This is a genomic window from Nonomuraea sp. NPDC050404, from assembly GCF_040655495.1.
GTDB lineage: Bacteria > Actinomycetota > Actinomycetes > Streptosporangiales > Streptosporangiaceae > Nonomuraea.
This window is the reverse complement of the sequence record NZ_JBFAKB010000013.1, coordinates 263,646-279,934: the sequence shown is the minus strand read 5'-3', so window position 1 is coordinate 279,934 and position 16,289 is coordinate 263,646. Positions and strand designations below refer to the sequence as shown.

Here is a 16,289-nt window from a genome sequence, read left to right as displayed (position 1 = left end):
GCCGCGGTGACGGCCGCCCCTGATCGACGTGCCGGTGAGGCCGCGGTGACGGCCGCCCCTGATCGACGTGCCGGTGAGGCCGCGGTGACGGCCGCCCCTGATCGACGTGCCGGTGAGGCCGCGGTGACGGCCGCCCCTGATCGACGTGCCGGTGAGGCCGCGGTGACGGCCGCCCTTGATCGACGTGCCGGTGAGGCCGCGACGACGGACGCTCTGCGGCTTGTCGCGCTCGGCGACTCCGTGACGGTCGGGATCGGGGATCCCGTGCCTGGGCGTGGCTGGGCGGGGTTTCTGGCCGGGGCGCTGGCCGCGGGTGGTCCGGTCGAGCTGAGCAACCTCGCCGTCTGCGGCGCCTGCTCGGCGGACGTGGCCCGCGACCAGCTTCCCCGGGCCCTGGAACTGCGCCCGTCGGTGTGCACGCTGCTGATCGGCGTGAACGACACCCTGCGCGGCCGGTTCAGCCCACCGGCGATCGCCCGCGACCTGGAGCAGGTGATCGCCGCACTCGGGCGCGCCGGCAGCGTCGTGGTGACCGCCACCCTGCCCGACCCCGGCCTGCTGCTGCGCGTCCCGGACGCGTTACGCCGCCCGCTGGCCCGCCGCGTCCGGCTGATCAACGAGATCGTGACCGGCCTCGCGGAACTGCACCACACCGTGCACCTCGACCTCGCCAGGCTCCCGGCCCTGTACGACCCGAGCCTGTGGGGCATGGACCGGCTCCACCCCAACGAACGAGGCCACCGGATGCTCGCCCGCCTCGCAGCCACCGAACTGGGCAATCACGGAATCCCCGTACAACTGCCACCTCTCGAACCCGGCGCGGCCGAGCCCGCCGCGTGGCGGAGCGTCCTGCGCGTGACCGCCGGGGGAGCCGCCTGGCTGACCCGGCGCTGCTTCGACTTCCTACCGGCCTTCGCGCTGCTCGTCGCCAAGGAACTGTGGTTTCCGCAGCCTGGGCAGCGCGTTGACCCGGAATTCGCCTGGCGGAACCCTGCCGGGCAGCCGGCCGTCGCGAACGGATGGGATGAACGGCCATATGAGGGTCGCCATAGTGACCGAATCGTTCCTGCCCCAGGTGAACGGGGTCACCAACTCCGTCTGCCGCGTCCTTGAGCACCTGGCCGCCACCGGCCACCAGGCCATCGTCATCGCCCCCGAACCCGCCCCCGGCACCTATGCCGGCTTCACCGTCCATCCGGTCCGCAGCCGTACCCTGCCCTTCTACCGATCCGTCACCGTCGGCCTGCCCTTCGCCGGGCCCGTCACGCGGATCCTGCGCGACTTCAAGCCCGACGTCGTCCACCTGGCCTCGCCCGTGCTGCTGGGCGCGGCGGGGGCGGCCGCCGCGCGGCGGCTCGGCGTCCCCTCCGTGGGGGTGTTCCAGACCGATCTCGCCGGGTTCGCCCGCCAGTACGGCGTCCCCGCCGCAGGGCGGTTCTTCTGGGCCTGGCTCGCGCGCATCCACCGGCGCACCGACCTCACCCTGGCGCCCTCCACCGCCACCATGGGCGAACTGGCCGCCCACGGCATCCCCCGGCTGGCTCTGTGGCCGCGCGGCGTCGACCTCGAACTGTTCCACCCTCGGCACCGCGCCGCCGGCCCGCCGCACGGCCCGATCACCGTGGGCTACGTGGGCAGGCTCGCCGCCGAGAAACGCCCCCACCTGCTCGCCGCCGTCGCCGAACTGCCCGGCGTCCGGCTGTCCATCGTCGGGACGGGCCCGGAGGAGCCGCGCCTGCGCCGGTTGCTGTCGGAGGCGCGCTTCCACGGCCTGCGCACCGGGTACGAGCTGACCCGCCTGCTGGCCTCGTTCGACGTGTTCGTGCACACCGGGAGGAACGAGACCTTCTGCCAGGCCGTGCAGGAGGCGCTCGCCTGCGGCGTCCCCGTGGTGGCCCCCGCCGCAGGCGGGCCGCTCGACCTCGTCACCCCGGGCGTCAACGGCCTGCTCTACCCGCCCGACGACCCGGCAGGGCTGCGCGCCGCCGTCGCCACGCTGGCCGGGGACCCGGCGCTGCTGCGCCGGATGGCCGGGCAGGCCAGAGCCTCCGTCGCGGGCCGTACCTGGACGGCGGTCTGCGACGAGCTGATCCGGCACTACACGGCCATCGGCGCCACAGACCCGGGCACGCGGCCCGTTCGCCAGGGGAGTGATGGGCCTCCTCGGGACGGAGAGGCCGTGCGACCATGGCCGGGACGGCCCGCGTCCCACCGGCCGCCGCACCCGATCAGCATCGACCGCCTGTCCTAGCCGCCCGACTGGAGTGCCATGGCTGAGGCAGTCCATCGCAGGGACCACCGGCACCGGCCGCTGTCGGGCCGGAACCCGGAGGAGACGCACCGCGCCGCGACTCCGCTGGAGCTGCTCTACGACCTGACGTTCGTGGTCGCGTTCGGGACTGCCGCGAACGAGCTCGCGCACTATCTGGCGGAGGGCCACCTCCGCACGGCGGTCCTCGGCTTCGGCTTCGCGATCCTCGCCGTCGCCTGGGCCTGGATGAACTACTCCTGGTTCGCCTCGGCGTACGACAACGACGACTGGGTGTTCCGGGTCGCCACGATGGTGCAGATGGTCGGCGTGATCGTCCTGGCGCTCGGCATCGAGGACCTGTTCGCCTCCATCGACCGCGGCACGGCCGTGAACGTCGTCGTGATGGTGCTCGGGTACGTCGTGATGCGGGTGTCCATGGTCTTCCTGTGGGCGCTGGTCGTCCGGCACGACCCGGCCCGCGCGCCGGCGGCCCGCAAATTCCTGTGGACGATCGGCGTCGCGCAGGTCGGCTGGGTGGTGCTGGCCCTGCTGGGACCGTCACTGCCGATCTTCCTGTCGGCCGGCGTGGCCCTGTTCGCCCTCGAACTGACCGGCCCCGTGCTGGCCCAGCGCCGCAGCCCCACGCCCTGGCACGCGCGCCACATCGCGGAGCGGCACGGCCTGCTCGTGCTGATCACGCTGGGCGAGGGCATCTTCGGCACGGTCGCGGCGCTCAACGCGCTGGTGCACACCGAGCACGGCTGGACCACGGACGCCGCGCTGCTCGCCGTGGCCGGCATCGGCCTGACGTTCGGCAACTGGTGGATGTACTTCGCCGTGCCCTGGGGCGAGGTGCTGGAGCGCTTCCGCGGGCGGGCGTACGTGTGGAGCGCCGGCCACCTGCTGCTCTTCGGCTCCATCGCCGCCACGGGCGCCGGGCTGCACGTGGCGGCGTACTTCCTCGAAGACGCCGCCGCCCTGGACAGCACCGCGACGGTGCTGACCGTCGCGGTGCCGGTGTCGTGCTACATCGTGATGTTGTACGTCCTCTACATGATCTTCATGCGGCACCGCGACCCGTTCCACCTGCTTCTCATGGCGGGCACCGCCGGGGTGCTCGTGCTCGCCGTGGTCTGCGCCGAGCTGGGCCTGAACATGTCATGGTGCCTGGTCGTGCTGATGTTCGCGCCGGCCGTGACGGTGGTCGGCTTCGAGACGGTGGGCCACCGGCACCTCGCCGAGGCGCTGGCGGCGGACTGAGCCTCTCACGGCAGCACGTACACGGCCGCCGACCAGCGGACCGGACGGTTGGGGTGCCCTCCCTGCATCATCATGGTGCCGCGGATCGTGATTTTCTTCCCCTTGGGGACCTTGACCTCGGTCAGCACCCATCTGCCCAGCGCCGGGTCGGTGCTCCCGTCCAAGGGATAGCATCTGCTCGTGTAGGTAGGCCTGTCGCCGCTTATTCGGTATCTGATGAGCAGCCGTTCCGCCAGCTCGCCCGTGCACACGTGGTTGATGCCGAGCTTGCCGCCCCGGCTGGTGACGGTCAGCTTGAAGGACTTCTGCCGCGGCCACACCCCCGAAGCGTCTCCCGCCACTTTCATGCCCTCCCTCTCGCGGGGAAGGGCCTTGAACCGCTCCGGTTCGACCGGCCGGGCGGGCGGCGTCCATTCGTAGATCGCCAGAGCCCAGTCGGCGGGCTTCATGATGGGGATGCTCGGGCACGGCTCGCCCTTCTTCCGGCCGCAGCCCCAGGCGGTCGTGTCGAACGTGACCGTCGCCTCCTTGGCGCCCTTGGGCACGTTCAGCGAGATCAGGTCGGCCTTGCCCGTGCAGTCGCTGAACCCCCTGTGGTTGGGTTTGCCGTTCACGAGGACCATCGGTCTCTCCGTCAGGCCGGTGGCCGCGTCGCACAGCCCGGCCACGTCCAGCGGCTTGCCGGAGACCGGGATCGTGACCGATTTCTTCTTCTCACCCTTCGTCTTCGTCTTGAGCGTGGTCGTGACCAGGCGGCGGTACTCGGCGCCGTCCTTCGCGGTGAACCGCGGCGGTAACTCGGGCGTGGCCATCGTCTCCTGTGGCTTCTCGGGGGCCCGGGGGAGCAGGACGGTGGGGATCAGCACGGTGACGGCGGTCAGTGCCGCCACCCCGGCCAGCGCCAAGGTCGTGCTCCGGCGGCGGGAGTCGTGGCGGATGCGCCGATCGAGCTCGTCGATGCGCCGCGGCCGGTCGGCCGGCGCGTCGGCGCTCATGTCGTCGAACAGCTCACGCAGGTCCCGGACGGTGCGCGTCATGGCAGCTCCCTGTTCACAGTGCTCGCCTTCACGGTGCTCGCCTTCACAGTGCTTGCCCTCACGGTGCTTGCCGCGGCCGGCGGTACGAGCTCGGGGTCGATCCGCAGTTTGGCCAGCGCCTTGCTGGTCTGGCTCTTGACGGTGCCGACGGAACAGTTCAGCGCCCGCGCCACCGAGACCTCCGACAGGTCCTCGAAGAAGCGCAGCACCAGCACCGCCCGCTGGCGCGGCGGCAGCCGCCGCAGCGCCGCCCACAACACGGTCCGCTCGTCCGTCAGCCCGATCAGGTCGCCCGGCGCGGCCGTCTCGGGCGGCGCGTCCGTGGGCAGCTCGCGCCGCCAGAACCGGCGCCGCCAGGACAGGTACGCGTTGACCAGGATCCGGGACACGTACGCGTCCGGATGCTCACCGACCCGCCCCCACGATCGCCACGCCCGCACGAGCGCGGTCTGCAGCAGGTCCTCCGCCTGCGCCCAGTCGTGGCAGAGCAGGTACGCGGTGCGTAACAACCGTGGCGACCGCGCCTCGACAAAGGCCACGAAGTCCGCCCTATCTCGCATCAGCCCTGCCTTTCCGTCGTGTCGGCACCCCTTATGACCCGCTGGGAGCCGTCGATAGTTGCCACGCCCACCGACGTCAGGGCCGGAAATTCCGTATTCACGAAAAGTTTCCGGGACTTAAGGGGATGTGCATCGTCCGGCGCGTTCCACCGGGCCGTACGCGGGCAGGAGGCTCCTTTCGCCTGGTTCCGTCGTACAGGAGAACCGATAATGACCCAGCACACAGAGATCGAACGCAAATACGATGTCGACGGCGGCACGGAAATCGTCATCGAGGACGTCGCCGGCCCCCACGGCCCCATCGTGGCGGACGAGCCCCACACCTCACGGCTGGTCGCGGACTACGTCGACACCCCCACGCTGGCGCTGGCCGCGCACGGCATCACGCTGCGCCGCCGCGAGGGCGGGCAGGACGCCGGATGGCACCTGAAGCTGCCCGCCGCCAAGGGCGCCCGCCGTGAGGTGCACGAGCCGCTGAGCGCGGGCGTGCACCAGGTGCCCGCCCGGCTGTCCAAGCTGGTCGCGGCCCGCGTGCGCGGCAGGGAACTGGTGCACGTGGCCACCGTGGAGACCAACAGGACGACCAGGCGGCTGCGCGACCGCGACGGCGAGGTCGTCGCCGAGGTGGCCGACGACCTGGTGGCGGGCCGCCGCCTGACCCAGGACCCGCCGGAATCCGTGTCGTGGCGCGAGGTGGAGGTCGAGCTCGTCAACGGCTCCGGCAAGCTGTTCAAGGCGCTGGACCCGGTGCTGCGCGAGGCGGGCGCCGTGCCCGCCGACGGCTCCTCCAAGCTCGCCCGCCTCCTGGGGGAGGACCTCGCGCCGCCGCACCGGCACACCGCCGTGCGCACCGCCGGCGACGTCCTGGTCAGCTATCTGGACGAGCAGCGCGACCGGCTGCTCACCTACGACCCGCTGGTACGGCTGGCCGACCACGACGACGACTCGGTGCACAAGATGCGCGTGGCCGTCCGGCGTACCCGCAGCCTCCTGCGCACCCACGGCCGCCTGCTCGACAAGGACCGGGCCGCCGCGCTGGACACGGAGCTGAAATGGCTGGCCGACCGGCTCGGCGAGGTACGCGACCTGGAGGTGCTCGCCGCCCGCTTCGACCGCCGGCTGACCGACCACCCCGTCGGCCCGGGTCGCGACGCCGGATGGCTGGACCAGCTCGCCGGCCGGGAGCGGGAGGCCAGGAAGTCGCTCAGACGCGCGATGACCACGCCCCGCTACTTCGCGCTGCTCACCGCCCTCGACGACTTCATCGCCGCGCCGCCGTTCACCGGGCGGGCCCGGCGCAAGGCCCGCCGCCAGTCGTCCCGGCTGGTGGTCAAGAGCTGGCGCAAGGCGCTGGACAAGTACGCCAAGGCCGAACGGCTGCCCGAGGGCGCCGAGCGCGACCGGGCCCTGCACTCCACCCGCAAGGCCGCCAAGCGCGCCCGCTACACCGCCGAAGCCGCCGCCCCCGCGCTCGGCAAGCCGGCGGCCAAGGTCGCAGAACGCGCCGAGGGACTGCAGGAGGAGCTCGGCCGCTACCAGGACTCGGTCGTCGCCCAGCAGCAGCTCACCGAGATCGCCGGCTGGCCCGGCCTGTCCACCGGCGACACCTTCTCCCTGGGCTACCTGCTGGGCGGTGAACGCGGCGAGGCCGCCGACGCCCGGCGTGACCTGGTACGGGCACGCAAGCACGCCGCCAAGACCCGCGCTCACCTGCGCGCACTGAAGAAATAACCCTCCCGACACCCCCAGCCGTGGTGGCGGCGGCGGTGCTCAGTGTCCGGCCGCGAGCGCGTTGCGGCGGCTCAGCGTCCGGGTCGCGAGCGTGTTGTGGCGCTCAGTGTTCGGTCGCGAGCTCGCTCTCGAAGCGCTTGCGCAGCAGGTCCTTCTCGGGCTCGGGCAGCCAGCACGCCTCCACCCCGGCCAGGGCCATCTCCCGCAGCCGCTCATCCGGCACGCCGACCTGCTCGGACAGGATCCGGTACTCGTTGGCCAGCGACGTCGGGAACATCCCGGGATCGTCGGAGGCGGGAATGACGTTGAGCCCGGCCTCGACCATCGCCGCGATCGACGCCCGCCGCCACGGCCGCCACGAGCGCCGCGAGGTGGTCGAGACGACGGTGAACGGGACCTGCTCGTCCCTGACCCTGGCGACGACCTCGTCGTCCTCCAGCACGAAGTAGCCGTGGTCGATCCGGTCGCACCCGAGCACGTCGAGGCAGGTGATCGTGTTGGCGGCGACGGGCGCGTGCTCGGAGGAGTGCGCGGTACGGCGCAGCCCGGCCTCACCGGCGAGCCGGAAGGCGGCCTCGAACCGCTCGGGCGGCCCGGCGGTCTCCAGGTTGTCCAGCCCGATCCCGGCCACGTACTCGTGCGGGTGGTCCACGACCGTGCGGATCCAGGACAGCGCGTCCTCGCCGGACCCGCTCCGGTCGATCGCCGCGATGAGCCGGCCCGTCATGCCGAAGTCGCGCTCCGCCATCCTGATGCCCTCGGCGTACGCCTCGACCACGGCGGCGTAGCCGAGCCTCTTCTGGTGCTCGGTCAGCGCGTCGAAGGACACTTCGAGATGCCTGGTCGCGCTGGTCCGGTGGGCGGCCTCGAACGCCTCGTAGGTGATCCTGGTGAGGTCGTCGGTGTCGCGCAGCACCTGCACGACCCACGAGGACACCTGGAACAGCGAGTAGGAGACCTCAGGCTCGTCCGCGCTCCTGCCCTGTGGGACCGGGACGCGGGTGTCGAGGTAGAGCGCCGGGTCCGGCGGCAGCGAGTTCACATCCGCGTAGATCCGCTCGGGCGGTACGGGCAGGTCGAGCCCTTCCCGCCTGGCCAGCTCGGCGAAGGTGGTGGCCCGCACGGTGCCGATGAGGTGGCAGTGCAGGTCGACCTTGGGCATCTGGTCCAGGTTCACTTGGCGGCCACCTCCCGGGCGAAACGGTTGACCCAGTCGTTGCGGGTGTCCACGAGCCGGCTGGGGTCGAGGGTGGTGAACCCGGCGGCCACGGGGTCCTGGGCGGCGTCGCCGGCCACCTTGGCGATGTCGGCGGGGATCTGCGCCCTCGGGTTCGTGGGCAGGTCGCCGACGGTCTTGGCCATGGCGGTCTGCGCCTCGGCCGACAGCAGGTAGTCGATGAACTTCGCCGCTCCCGGCTGGTTGCGCGCGCCCTTGGGGATCATCGCCCGGTTGGTGGCCATGTAGCGGCCCTTGGCCGGCGCGGTCCAGGCGATCGGCTCGCCGGAGGTGACGAGCTTGGTGGCGAAGCCGCTCAGCGCGTCGGCGGCGATGATCTCGCCCTGGGTCAGCAGGTTCGTGACCTCGGTCGTGGAGGTGTAGAACTGCAGCACGTTCGGCGCCCAGCCGGACAACGTGCGCAGCGCGGTGTCGATGTCGTACGGGCCGTTGCCGTACCTCTCGCCCACCCCCGAGATCATGAGCTGCCCGGCGGTCACCGAGATGTCGGGCAGGGCGACCCTGCCCTTGTTCGCCGGGTTCGCGAACAGGTCCCAGTTGGCGGCCTGCTTCTGGGTCAGCTGACCGGTGTTGTAGATGATCCCGTTGAGCTGGTGGGTGTAGGCGGGCCCCTCGTAGGCGCCCTCGATCGCGAACGTCGCGAGCTGCTTGATGTTGGGCACGTCGACCTTCTGGAACAGGCCGTCCTTCTGTCCGAGCGCGGCGAAGTAGTCGGAGATCAGCACCACGTCCGCCTCCGGTGCGCCCTTGGCGAGCTTGAGCTTCGACAGCCGGTCGGAGTTGGAGCCGGTGTCCAGTTCGACCTTGATCCCCGTCTTCTTGGTGAACGGGGTGACGATCGCCTGCTCGAACTCCTTCACACCGAAGGGGAAGGTGCTGACGACGACGGTGTCCTCGTTGGACCCGCCACCGGAGCCGGCGCATCCGGCCGCGGCGATCATCGTCAGGGCGGCGGCCAGTACGGCGCGGCGCGTGGGCATGGGACTACTTCCTTCTTTCCGGATCTAGCGAGGTAGGGAGACCAGGTGCGCGTCAGGCGCGAGCACCTTGACGTTCGACCCGGGCGTCAGGGTCGTGCCGGCGCGCACGTCGGCCAGCAGCCTGACGTTCGCGCCCGACGCGTCGACCACGTCGAGCGAGACCAGCAGATCGACGCCGCGGAAGGCCACGTCGGCCACCGTCGCGTCGAGGCCGGGCCCGTCCTCGGCGATCCGCAGATGCTCGGGCCGGATGGTCTGCGGGGTGCCGTCGGCCGCGGTGAGGAAGTTCTCGTAGCCGAGGAACTCGGCGACGAAGCGGTCGGCCGGGCTGGGGAAGATCTGCTGAGGTGCGCCCTGCTGCACGATCCTGCCCTCGTTCATGATGACCATCTCGTCGGACATCTCCAGCGCCTCGTCCTGGTCATGGGTGACGAGGATGACGGTCAGCTCGGTCTCGGCCTGGATGCGCCTGATCTCGGCCCGCATCTGCACGCGCAGGCGGGCGTCGAGGTTGGACAGCGGCTCGTCGAGCAGCAGGAGCTTGGGCCTGATCGCGATCGCCCTGGCCAGGGCCACCCGCTGCTGCTGCCCGCCGGACAACTTCTTCGGCTTGCGGTCGGCCAGGTGCGCGAGCCCGACGAGTTCGAGCGTCTCCATGACCCGCTCGCGCCTCTCGGCGGAGGGCACCTTGCGCAGCTTGAGCCCGTAGCCGACGTTGTCGGCCACCGTCATGTGCGGGAACAGCGCGTAGGACTGGAAGACCATGCCCAGATCCCGCTTCTCCGGCGGCGTGCGGGTGCTGTCCACGCCGTCGATGCGGATCGTGCCGGACGTCGGCGCCGAGTAGCCCGCGATCATCCTGAGCGTGGTGGTCTTGCCGCAGCCGCTCGGGCCCAGCAGCGTCGTCAGCTTCCCCGACGGCACGGACAGGTCGATCTCGTCCACGGCGGTGAAGGAGCCGAACTTCTGGGTGACGGCGATCAGCTCGGCGGCGGCGGTCACTGGTTGATACCTCCGAAGATCTTGGCGAAGCCGACCGTGCGCTCGGCGATCACCGCGATGACCACGGTCGCGGCCAGGATGAGGGTGGACGCGGCGGCGACCATCGGGTCGTAGGACTGCTGCACGTAGTCGAGCATCGTCACCGGGAGCGTACGGAAGTCGCGTCCCTGCAGCAGCAGCGACAGCGGCACGTTGTTGAAGGACGTGACGATGCTGAGCAGCCCGGCGGAGAAGATCCCCGGCCGCAGGACGGGCAGCGTGACGTTGAAGAACGCGCGCAGCGGCGAGGCGCCGAGCCCCCGGGCGGCCTCCTCCAGGCCGGGGTCGGCCAGCGCGAGCGAGGCGCCGGTGACGCGTACCGCGTAGGGCAGCATCAGGGCCGTGTGGCCGACCAGCAGGGTGCTGAAGTTGCCCAGGCCCAGGCCGATCATCAGCTGCTGGAACAGCGCGAGGCCGACGACCAGCTCGGGGACGATGAGCGGCGACAGGAAAAGGCCCTCGACCAGGCCCTTGCCGGGCAGCTTGCCACGGTGGATGGCGAGCGTGGCGGGCACGCCGATCAGCAGCGCGAGCACGGTGGCGAGGATGGCGAGCTGCAGGCTGGAGATCGCGGCCTCGATGAACGGCTCGTAGCCGAGCGCCTCGCCGAACCAGCGCAGCGAGAACCCGTCGGGCGGGAAGCGCAGGGTGCTGCCCGAGGTGAAGGCGGTGGCGACCACGAAGATGATCGGCACGATCATGATGACGTAACCGATGACCGCGAGCGCCGCCGTGATGGGCCGCTTCACGAAGTAGCCCCTTTCCGGCCGATCAGCGAGGACAGCCCCGAGACCAGGAAGACCAGGACCGTCATGATGAGCGCCGTCGCCGAGGCGGAGGCCCAGTCGACCGTGGTGCTCGCGTAGTTGAACAACTGCGTGGAGAGCATCCGCTGGCTGGACCCGCCAAGCAGGTACGGCGTGGTGTACGCGGTGACGGACCCGGCGAAGACCAGGGTGGCGGCCACCACGATGCCCGGCATGGTCAGCGGGATGACCACGTTCCACATCGTGCGGATCCTGCTCGCGCCGAGCCCGCGCGAGGCGTCGTCGAGGCCGGGATCGACCTGGGCGACGGCCGAGTAGCAGGAGATGATCGCCAGCGGCAGGAAGAGCTGGGTGAGGCCGAGCACGATCGCCAGCTTGGTGTAGAGCAGTTGCGGCGCCACATCGACCAGGCCGAGCTGGACGAGCAGCTGGCCGAGCGCCCCCTTGGAGCCGAGGATCACCAGCCAGCCGAACGTCCGCACCACATTGCTCAGCATCAGTGGGAAGATCGCCACAGCCAGGAAGACACCGCTCCAGCGCGACGGCGAGCGGGCCAGCCAGTAGGCGATGGGAAAGCCGAGGACGACGCAGATGATCGTGACAGCCAGGGCCAGCCCGACCGTGCGTGCGATCACCTCGAGGTCGTAGGGATCCGTGAGCATCTCGCCCAGGCGTACGAAGATCTCGCTGGTCGGCACGTCCGGCGGCGCGAAGATCATTGCGGCGGCGGGAACCAGGAAGCCTGCGACGAGAAGGACGAGGCCAGGCACCAGCAGAAAGGCCGATTTGCGAGAGATGTCGGCATCCTTTCTCAGTGGCCCTACGCTTGATGGAACCGGTTGCGGAACCGGTCTCGCGAGCCTGACCATAGATTATGAGCGGCCTCGCGCACAAACCCCAACGTGAAAACCGTGTTAACCACCTCAGGAGGATCAGTGCCGACACTCGCGGACGTCGCCGCGCTGGCCGGGGTTTCCAAGGCCACTGCCTCCCGCGCCCTCGGGCGGCCGGACCTGGCCGCCCCGGAAACGGTGGCCCGCGTCCGCGCAGCCGCCGAGCAGCTCGGATTCGTGCCCAACCGGGCGGCCACCCAGCTCGCCGGCGGCAGGACCGGGGTGGTCGCCATCGTGGTGCCCACGCTCGACAACACCTTCTTCACCCCGATCATCGGCGGCGCCCAGGCGCGCGCCGCCGGCTCGGGCATGCAGCTCACCATCGCGGTGCACTCCCTGGAACACGCGGCCCAGCTCGCCGCGGTCGAGCAGCTCGCGCACCAGGTGGACGGCTTCCTGCTCACCGCGCCCCGTGGCTCCGACGAGATCGTCCGCGCCGCCGCGTCGTTCAAGCCGACCGTGCTGATCGACCGCGAGATCGAGGGCATGACCTCCGCGGTCGCCGACACGGCGACCGCCTTCGGCGCGCTCGTCGACTGGTTCGCCGAGAAGGGCCACGAGCGCATCGTGTACGTCGGCGGCCCGGCGGGCTCCTGGCAGGACCGCCAGCGCCAGGCGGCCATCCGCGCCGCGGCCGGGCCCCGCGGCACGACGCTCACCATGCTCGGCCCCTACCCCTCGACGTTCGCCGCAGGGGTCGAGGCGGCGCAGGCCGTGGTGGACGCCCGCGCCACCGCCGTCGTCCCCTACGCCACCTCGATCGGCCTCGGCCTCATGTTCTCCCTGCTCAGGCGCGGGATCAGGGACATCGTGGTCAGCTCGGAGCGCATGGTCGTGGACAGCCTCGGCTTAAACGACGTCCCGTCGATCGACGTGGACGGCGAGAAACTCGGCGAGATGGCCATGGACCAGCTCATGACCCTGCTCGGCGAACGCAGGGAAAGCGGGCCCGCCAGGCACCGCCTCGACGTCCCGATCAGCTAGCGTCCGGCGGGCCGCCCAAAGGAACGGCCCGCCGGTCAGCCAGGGTCCGGCGGGCCACTCCGAAGGGACGGCCAGGAAGGGACGGCCCGCCGGACGGTCTCAGGAGATGGGTTCGATCCACACGTTGCGGAAACGGGGGTTCTCGCCGGCGTCGCCGTGGTCCTGGAGCCGGATCCCGCCCTCCGCCGCGCTCTCCGGCATGTGGTCGCCGGTGCCGCCGTCGATGGCCACGTCGTCGTGCACCACTTCACCGTTCCAGACGACCGTCACCCGCGCGTCGTCGGTCTTGACACCCGCGCTGGTGTACCGGGCCGCGCGGAAGGTGATGTCGTAGGTCTGCCACGTCCCGGAGGCGGTGGCCATGTTGCGGTCGGGCGCACGCTTGGAGTAGATCGCCCCGGCCTCGTTGTTCGCCGGTGTGGTGTCACCGTGCGACTCCAGCACCTGCACCTCGTAGCGCTCCTGGAGGAAGACGCCGCTGTTGCCGCGCTGCTGCCCGGTCACCTCCGGCGGGTACTCCGGCTCGTACCACTCGGCGTGCAGCCTGAAGTCGCCGAACGTCCGCCGGGTGCGGATGTCGCCGCCGTAGGACTCCATGGAGCCGTTCGCGACCGGCCAGCTCGCCGCCCCGCCGGAGCGCCGCTCCCACGCCGCCAGGTCGGTACCGTCGAACAACGTGATCCGCTCCGCCTTCGACACGGTCAGATGGTCGAGGCCGAACCCGCCCGCGTCGCCGGAGTCGTACCGGTAGGCGATCGTGTTCGGGCCCCGCCGCAGGTCGAGCGACTCGGTCTGGACGGCCCAGCCGCCGGTCGCGGCCAGCCGCACCCGCCTGACCCTCGTCCCGTTCACGTACACGCTCACCGACGTGCCGGCGGCGGCCGCGTAGCGGAGCCCGACGTTGTGCCTGCCGGGCGAGTCCGCCCGTACGGTGAACGACGTGCTCGCGCCCGTGGCCGTGTAACCGTCCACGAACCCCCTGCCGGTGTAGCCCGGTGAGCTCGTGCTCACCTTCACGCCGCCGCGCAGCGCGGCGTTCTCCGCCTCCAGCACCGGCCGCGCCGCCACCGTGAGGGAGTCCAGGTTGACGTGGCCCGTGTCGCCGGTGTCGTACTTGTAGGCGATGGTGTTGACGCCCGCCCTGAGCACGAGCGGTTCGACGCGGGTGGCCCACTGCTCCCAGGTCTCCGTGGAGGCCAGCGGCACCTGCCTGACCTTGGCGCCGTTGACGTACACGCTCAGCGACTTGGGTCCGGGCGCGGGGTTCGGGCCGTTGGAGTAGCGCAGGCCCACGTGGTACGTGCCGGCCCCGGCCGCCCGTACGGCGAACTGCGTGGCCGCTCCCACGGCCTGGTAGGAGGCGACGAAGCCGGCCCCCGAGTAGTGCCGGTGGTCGGTCGCGAGCTGCGCGCCGCCGCTGAGCGAGGCGCTCTCGGCCTCGTACAGCGCGTCCGTCACGGGGGCGCCGACCAGCGAGTTGAGCGTGTACCAGGCTTCGGTGCTCCACAGCGGCTGCCCCGAGGCCGAGCTGAACGGGCGCGGCGAGCGCAGGTGCACCACCCGGCCGGCCTTCAGGCCGTCGATCTTGAGCGTGACCTTCTTCCCGCCGGAGCTCAGCGTGGCGGAGGTCACGGTCAGCGGCTCCTCGTCCACCTTGGGGCCGCCGTAGGTGGAGGCGGCGACGTAGCGCCACTGGGTGGCCTGGTATCTGGCCGCCAGCGACGCGGCGGTCTCCGCCGACAGCGGCTCGGTGTAGTCCAGCTCGAAGCCGCCCGCCACCGCCCGCATCTTCACGATGTCGAACGCCTTGTGCTCGCCCGGCGTCAGCTTCTGCAGGCCGTAGGTGAGCTTGCCCGGCTGGCCCCAGTTGCCGCCCGCGCCCAGGCCACCGGCGTAGATGGCGCCGTCGGGACCCAGGCTGATCCGGTTGACGCCCGCCTCCAGCCCCTGGGCGAGACGGAAGACCGTGCCCTGGTACTCGCCGTTGACCTTCTCCAGGTAGGCCCGCTGGATCCCGCCGTAGGTGACGTCGCCGAACAGCATCTGCCCCGCGAACCTGCCCTGCTTCAGCAGCAGCGGCGTGCTGGGGGAGTTGGCGATCTCGTTGTGCGGCAGCCACAACGCGGGCGCGCTGATCAGGTTGGCGTCGAACGGGCCGTCGGGGTTGGTGTAATGGTTGAAGAACCGGTCTTTCTTGATGTGCACCAGTTTCGAGGCCGGCAACCAGCCGCCCTGGTTGTCCGCGACGAACAGCTCATCCTCCGGGCCCCAGCCGAGCCCGTTGGGCGTGCGCAGCCCGCCCGCGAGGTACTCGACCGCGCCGGTGGCCTTGTTGACCTTGATGGTGGTGCCCCGGTCCCGCGCCGGTTGCGGGTCGGTGGTGGCGCCGCCCTCGTTGATGGCGACGGACAGGTTGAGGTAGAAGTGGCCGCCCCGGTAGAGCAGCCCGAACGCGAACTCGTGGAAGTTGCCGCCGTACGGCCAGGTCGCCACGGTCCGCAGGTTGTCGGCCACCTCATCGCCGTTGGTGTCGTTCAGCTCCACCAGGCGGGACTTCTCCGAGACGTAGAGCTTGCCGTCCACGTACTTGATGCCCATGGGCTCCTGCAGCCCGCCGGCGATCTTCTTGGTGGTCACCCGCTCGGGCGAGGTCGCGCCCGTGACATTGCCCAGCAGGTACACCTCGCCGAGGCTCTTCTGCGAGCCGCCCCACGTGGCGATCGCCAGCCGGCCGTCGGGCAGCCAGTCCATCGCGCTCACCTGCGGCTGGAATCCGGCCGGGCGCAGGTCGGTGAGGGTGAGGTCAGGGTGTACGGACTGCAGCGGCAGCCCGTCGCCGGGGGAGTCGGCGCCGCTCTCACACTCCTTGCGCCCGGGGGCGGTGACCCGCACCACGCCCGCGTCCGTGCTCAGCACCGAGTTCGGCACCAGGGTGAACTCGGTCGTGCCCGGCGGCTTCCACTCCAGCTTGAGCCGCTGGCCGTACAGGTGCTCGAAGTGGTCCACGCGCAGCGCGTGGTAGCCGGGGGTCAGCGTGATCGTGCCGTCCATGGTGACCGGCGCGTGCCGACCGTCGTTGGTGATCACGACGGTGTCGTCGATCCGCAGCCGGGAGCCGTCGTCGCTGGTCAGCCGGAACTCGTACGTCCCCGCGGTGGCGACGTTGATGTTGCCGATCACTTCGGTGACGAACAGGTCGGTGAGGCCGAAGTCGGCGTCGGAGGTCCAGTCGATCGTGGGCATCAGCTTGTCCACGTTGGGCGTCTGACCCGCCTTGAGCGTGCAGAGCTTGGACAACTCGACCTGGACGTCGTAGGTGCGCAGGGTGACGCCCGGCTCCTGCGGCGGCACCTCGGCGCGCGCATGGGCGGGGGAGGTCAGGAAGGAGAGGGCGAGGAGCGGTACGACGGATAAGAGGGGTAATTTCCGCATGGCCAGTCCCATCTCGGCGAGGGTGTGGGTGCGGCATCGCCGGACGGGTTGTCATCCATCGGCGGATGCCGGGCTTCATTCGCTGGAACGTGAATGGGATAACGCTGCTCTGCGCC

General features: G+C 70.9%; 13 protein-coding genes. 5 read left to right on the top strand and 8 right to left on the bottom strand.

The annotated features are described in order from the left end of the window. The 3 genes from AB0I81_RS34055 to AB0I81_RS34045 all read left to right on the top strand — a co-directional run. Positions 1 to 1,113: SGNH/GDSL hydrolase family protein (locus AB0I81_RS34055; protein ID WP_360665125.1), on the top strand; the 1,113-nt coding region annotated here is incomplete at its 5' end. After that, entirely contained in the window at positions 1,052 to 2,251 is a 1,200-nt protein-coding gene (locus AB0I81_RS34050) for a glycosyltransferase family 1 protein (RefSeq protein WP_360665122.1), read from the top strand. The genes AB0I81_RS34055 and AB0I81_RS34050, both read left to right, overlap by 62 nt. Positions 2,252 to 2,269: 18 nt before the next feature. Beyond that, the gene (locus AB0I81_RS34045; protein ID WP_360665119.1) at positions 2,270 to 3,511 is read left to right on the top strand and encodes a low temperature requirement protein A; all 1,242 of its coding nucleotides are present in this window, start codon (positions 2,270 to 2,272) and stop codon (positions 3,509 to 3,511) included. A 5-nt stretch (positions 3,512 to 3,516) separates the two neighbouring features. Here the strand turns inward: AB0I81_RS34045 and AB0I81_RS34040 are convergent, their stop codons facing one another. Continuing rightward, on the bottom strand, positions 3,517 to 4,548 hold the full coding sequence (locus AB0I81_RS34040) for a hypothetical protein (RefSeq protein ID WP_360665116.1): 1,032 nt from the start codon (positions 4,546 to 4,548) through the stop codon (positions 3,517 to 3,519). Beyond that, positions 4,545 to 5,108, bottom strand: coding sequence for a SigE family RNA polymerase sigma factor (locus AB0I81_RS34035; protein WP_360665113.1), 564 nt, complete (start codon positions 5,106 to 5,108; stop codon positions 4,545 to 4,547). The genes AB0I81_RS34040 and AB0I81_RS34035 overlap by 4 nt, the downstream gene beginning before the upstream one ends. Positions 5,109 to 5,318: 210 nt before the next feature. On the opposite strand from AB0I81_RS34035, the gene AB0I81_RS34030 reads away from it, so the two are divergent. After that, complete coding sequence (locus AB0I81_RS34030; protein WP_360665110.1) at positions 5,319 to 6,839, top strand: CYTH and CHAD domain-containing protein; 1,521 nt, start codon at positions 5,319 to 5,321, stop codon at positions 6,837 to 6,839. A gap of 103 nt (positions 6,840 to 6,942) precedes the next feature. Here the strand turns inward: AB0I81_RS34030 and AB0I81_RS34025 are convergent, their stop codons facing one another. The 5 genes from AB0I81_RS34025 to AB0I81_RS34005 are packed head-to-tail and all read right to left on the bottom strand — an operon-like array spanning position 6,943 to position 11,634. Then, positions 6,943 to 8,016 carry a hypothetical protein gene (locus AB0I81_RS34025; RefSeq protein ID WP_360665107.1) on the bottom strand — a complete coding sequence of 358 codons (1,074 nt, stop codon included), beginning with the start codon at positions 8,014 to 8,016 and terminating at the stop codon, positions 6,943 to 6,945. Beyond that, positions 8,013 to 9,056 carry an extracellular solute-binding protein gene (locus AB0I81_RS34020; protein ID WP_360665104.1) on the bottom strand — a complete coding sequence of 348 codons (1,044 nt, stop codon included), beginning with the start codon at positions 9,054 to 9,056 and terminating at the stop codon, positions 8,013 to 8,015. Before AB0I81_RS34020 ends, AB0I81_RS34025 begins: the two co-directional genes overlap by 4 nt. Positions 9,057 to 9,080: 24 nt before the next feature. Continuing rightward, positions 9,081 to 10,058: an ABC transporter ATP-binding protein gene (locus AB0I81_RS34015; RefSeq protein ID WP_360665101.1), complete on the bottom strand. Its 978-nt coding sequence runs from the start codon at positions 10,056 to 10,058 to the stop codon at positions 9,081 to 9,083. Further along, a complete protein-coding gene (locus tag AB0I81_RS34010) occupies positions 10,055 to 10,846 on the bottom strand; it encodes an ABC transporter permease (protein WP_360665098.1) in 792 nt (263 codons plus the stop codon). The genes AB0I81_RS34015 and AB0I81_RS34010 overlap by 4 nt, the downstream gene beginning before the upstream one ends. Then, complete coding sequence (locus tag AB0I81_RS34005) at positions 10,843 to 11,634, bottom strand: ABC transporter permease (protein WP_360665095.1); 792 nt, start codon at positions 11,632 to 11,634, stop codon at positions 10,843 to 10,845. The genes AB0I81_RS34010 and AB0I81_RS34005 overlap by 4 nt, the downstream gene beginning before the upstream one ends. 165 nt (positions 11,635 to 11,799) lie before the next feature. Here AB0I81_RS34005 and AB0I81_RS34000 point away from each other — a divergent pair, with 165 nt between their 5' ends. Then, positions 11,800 to 12,741: a LacI family DNA-binding transcriptional regulator gene (locus tag AB0I81_RS34000; RefSeq protein WP_360665092.1), complete on the top strand. Its 942-nt coding sequence runs from the start codon at positions 11,800 to 11,802 to the stop codon at positions 12,739 to 12,741. A gap of 99 nt (positions 12,742 to 12,840) precedes the next feature. On the opposite strand, the gene AB0I81_RS33995 is transcribed toward AB0I81_RS34000, so the two are convergent. Then, the gene (locus AB0I81_RS33995; protein ID WP_360665089.1) at positions 12,841 to 16,173 is read right to left on the bottom strand and encodes a family 16 glycoside hydrolase; all 3,333 of its coding nucleotides are present in this window, start codon (positions 16,171 to 16,173) and stop codon (positions 12,841 to 12,843) included. Positions 16,174 to 16,289: the final 116 nt, after the last annotated feature.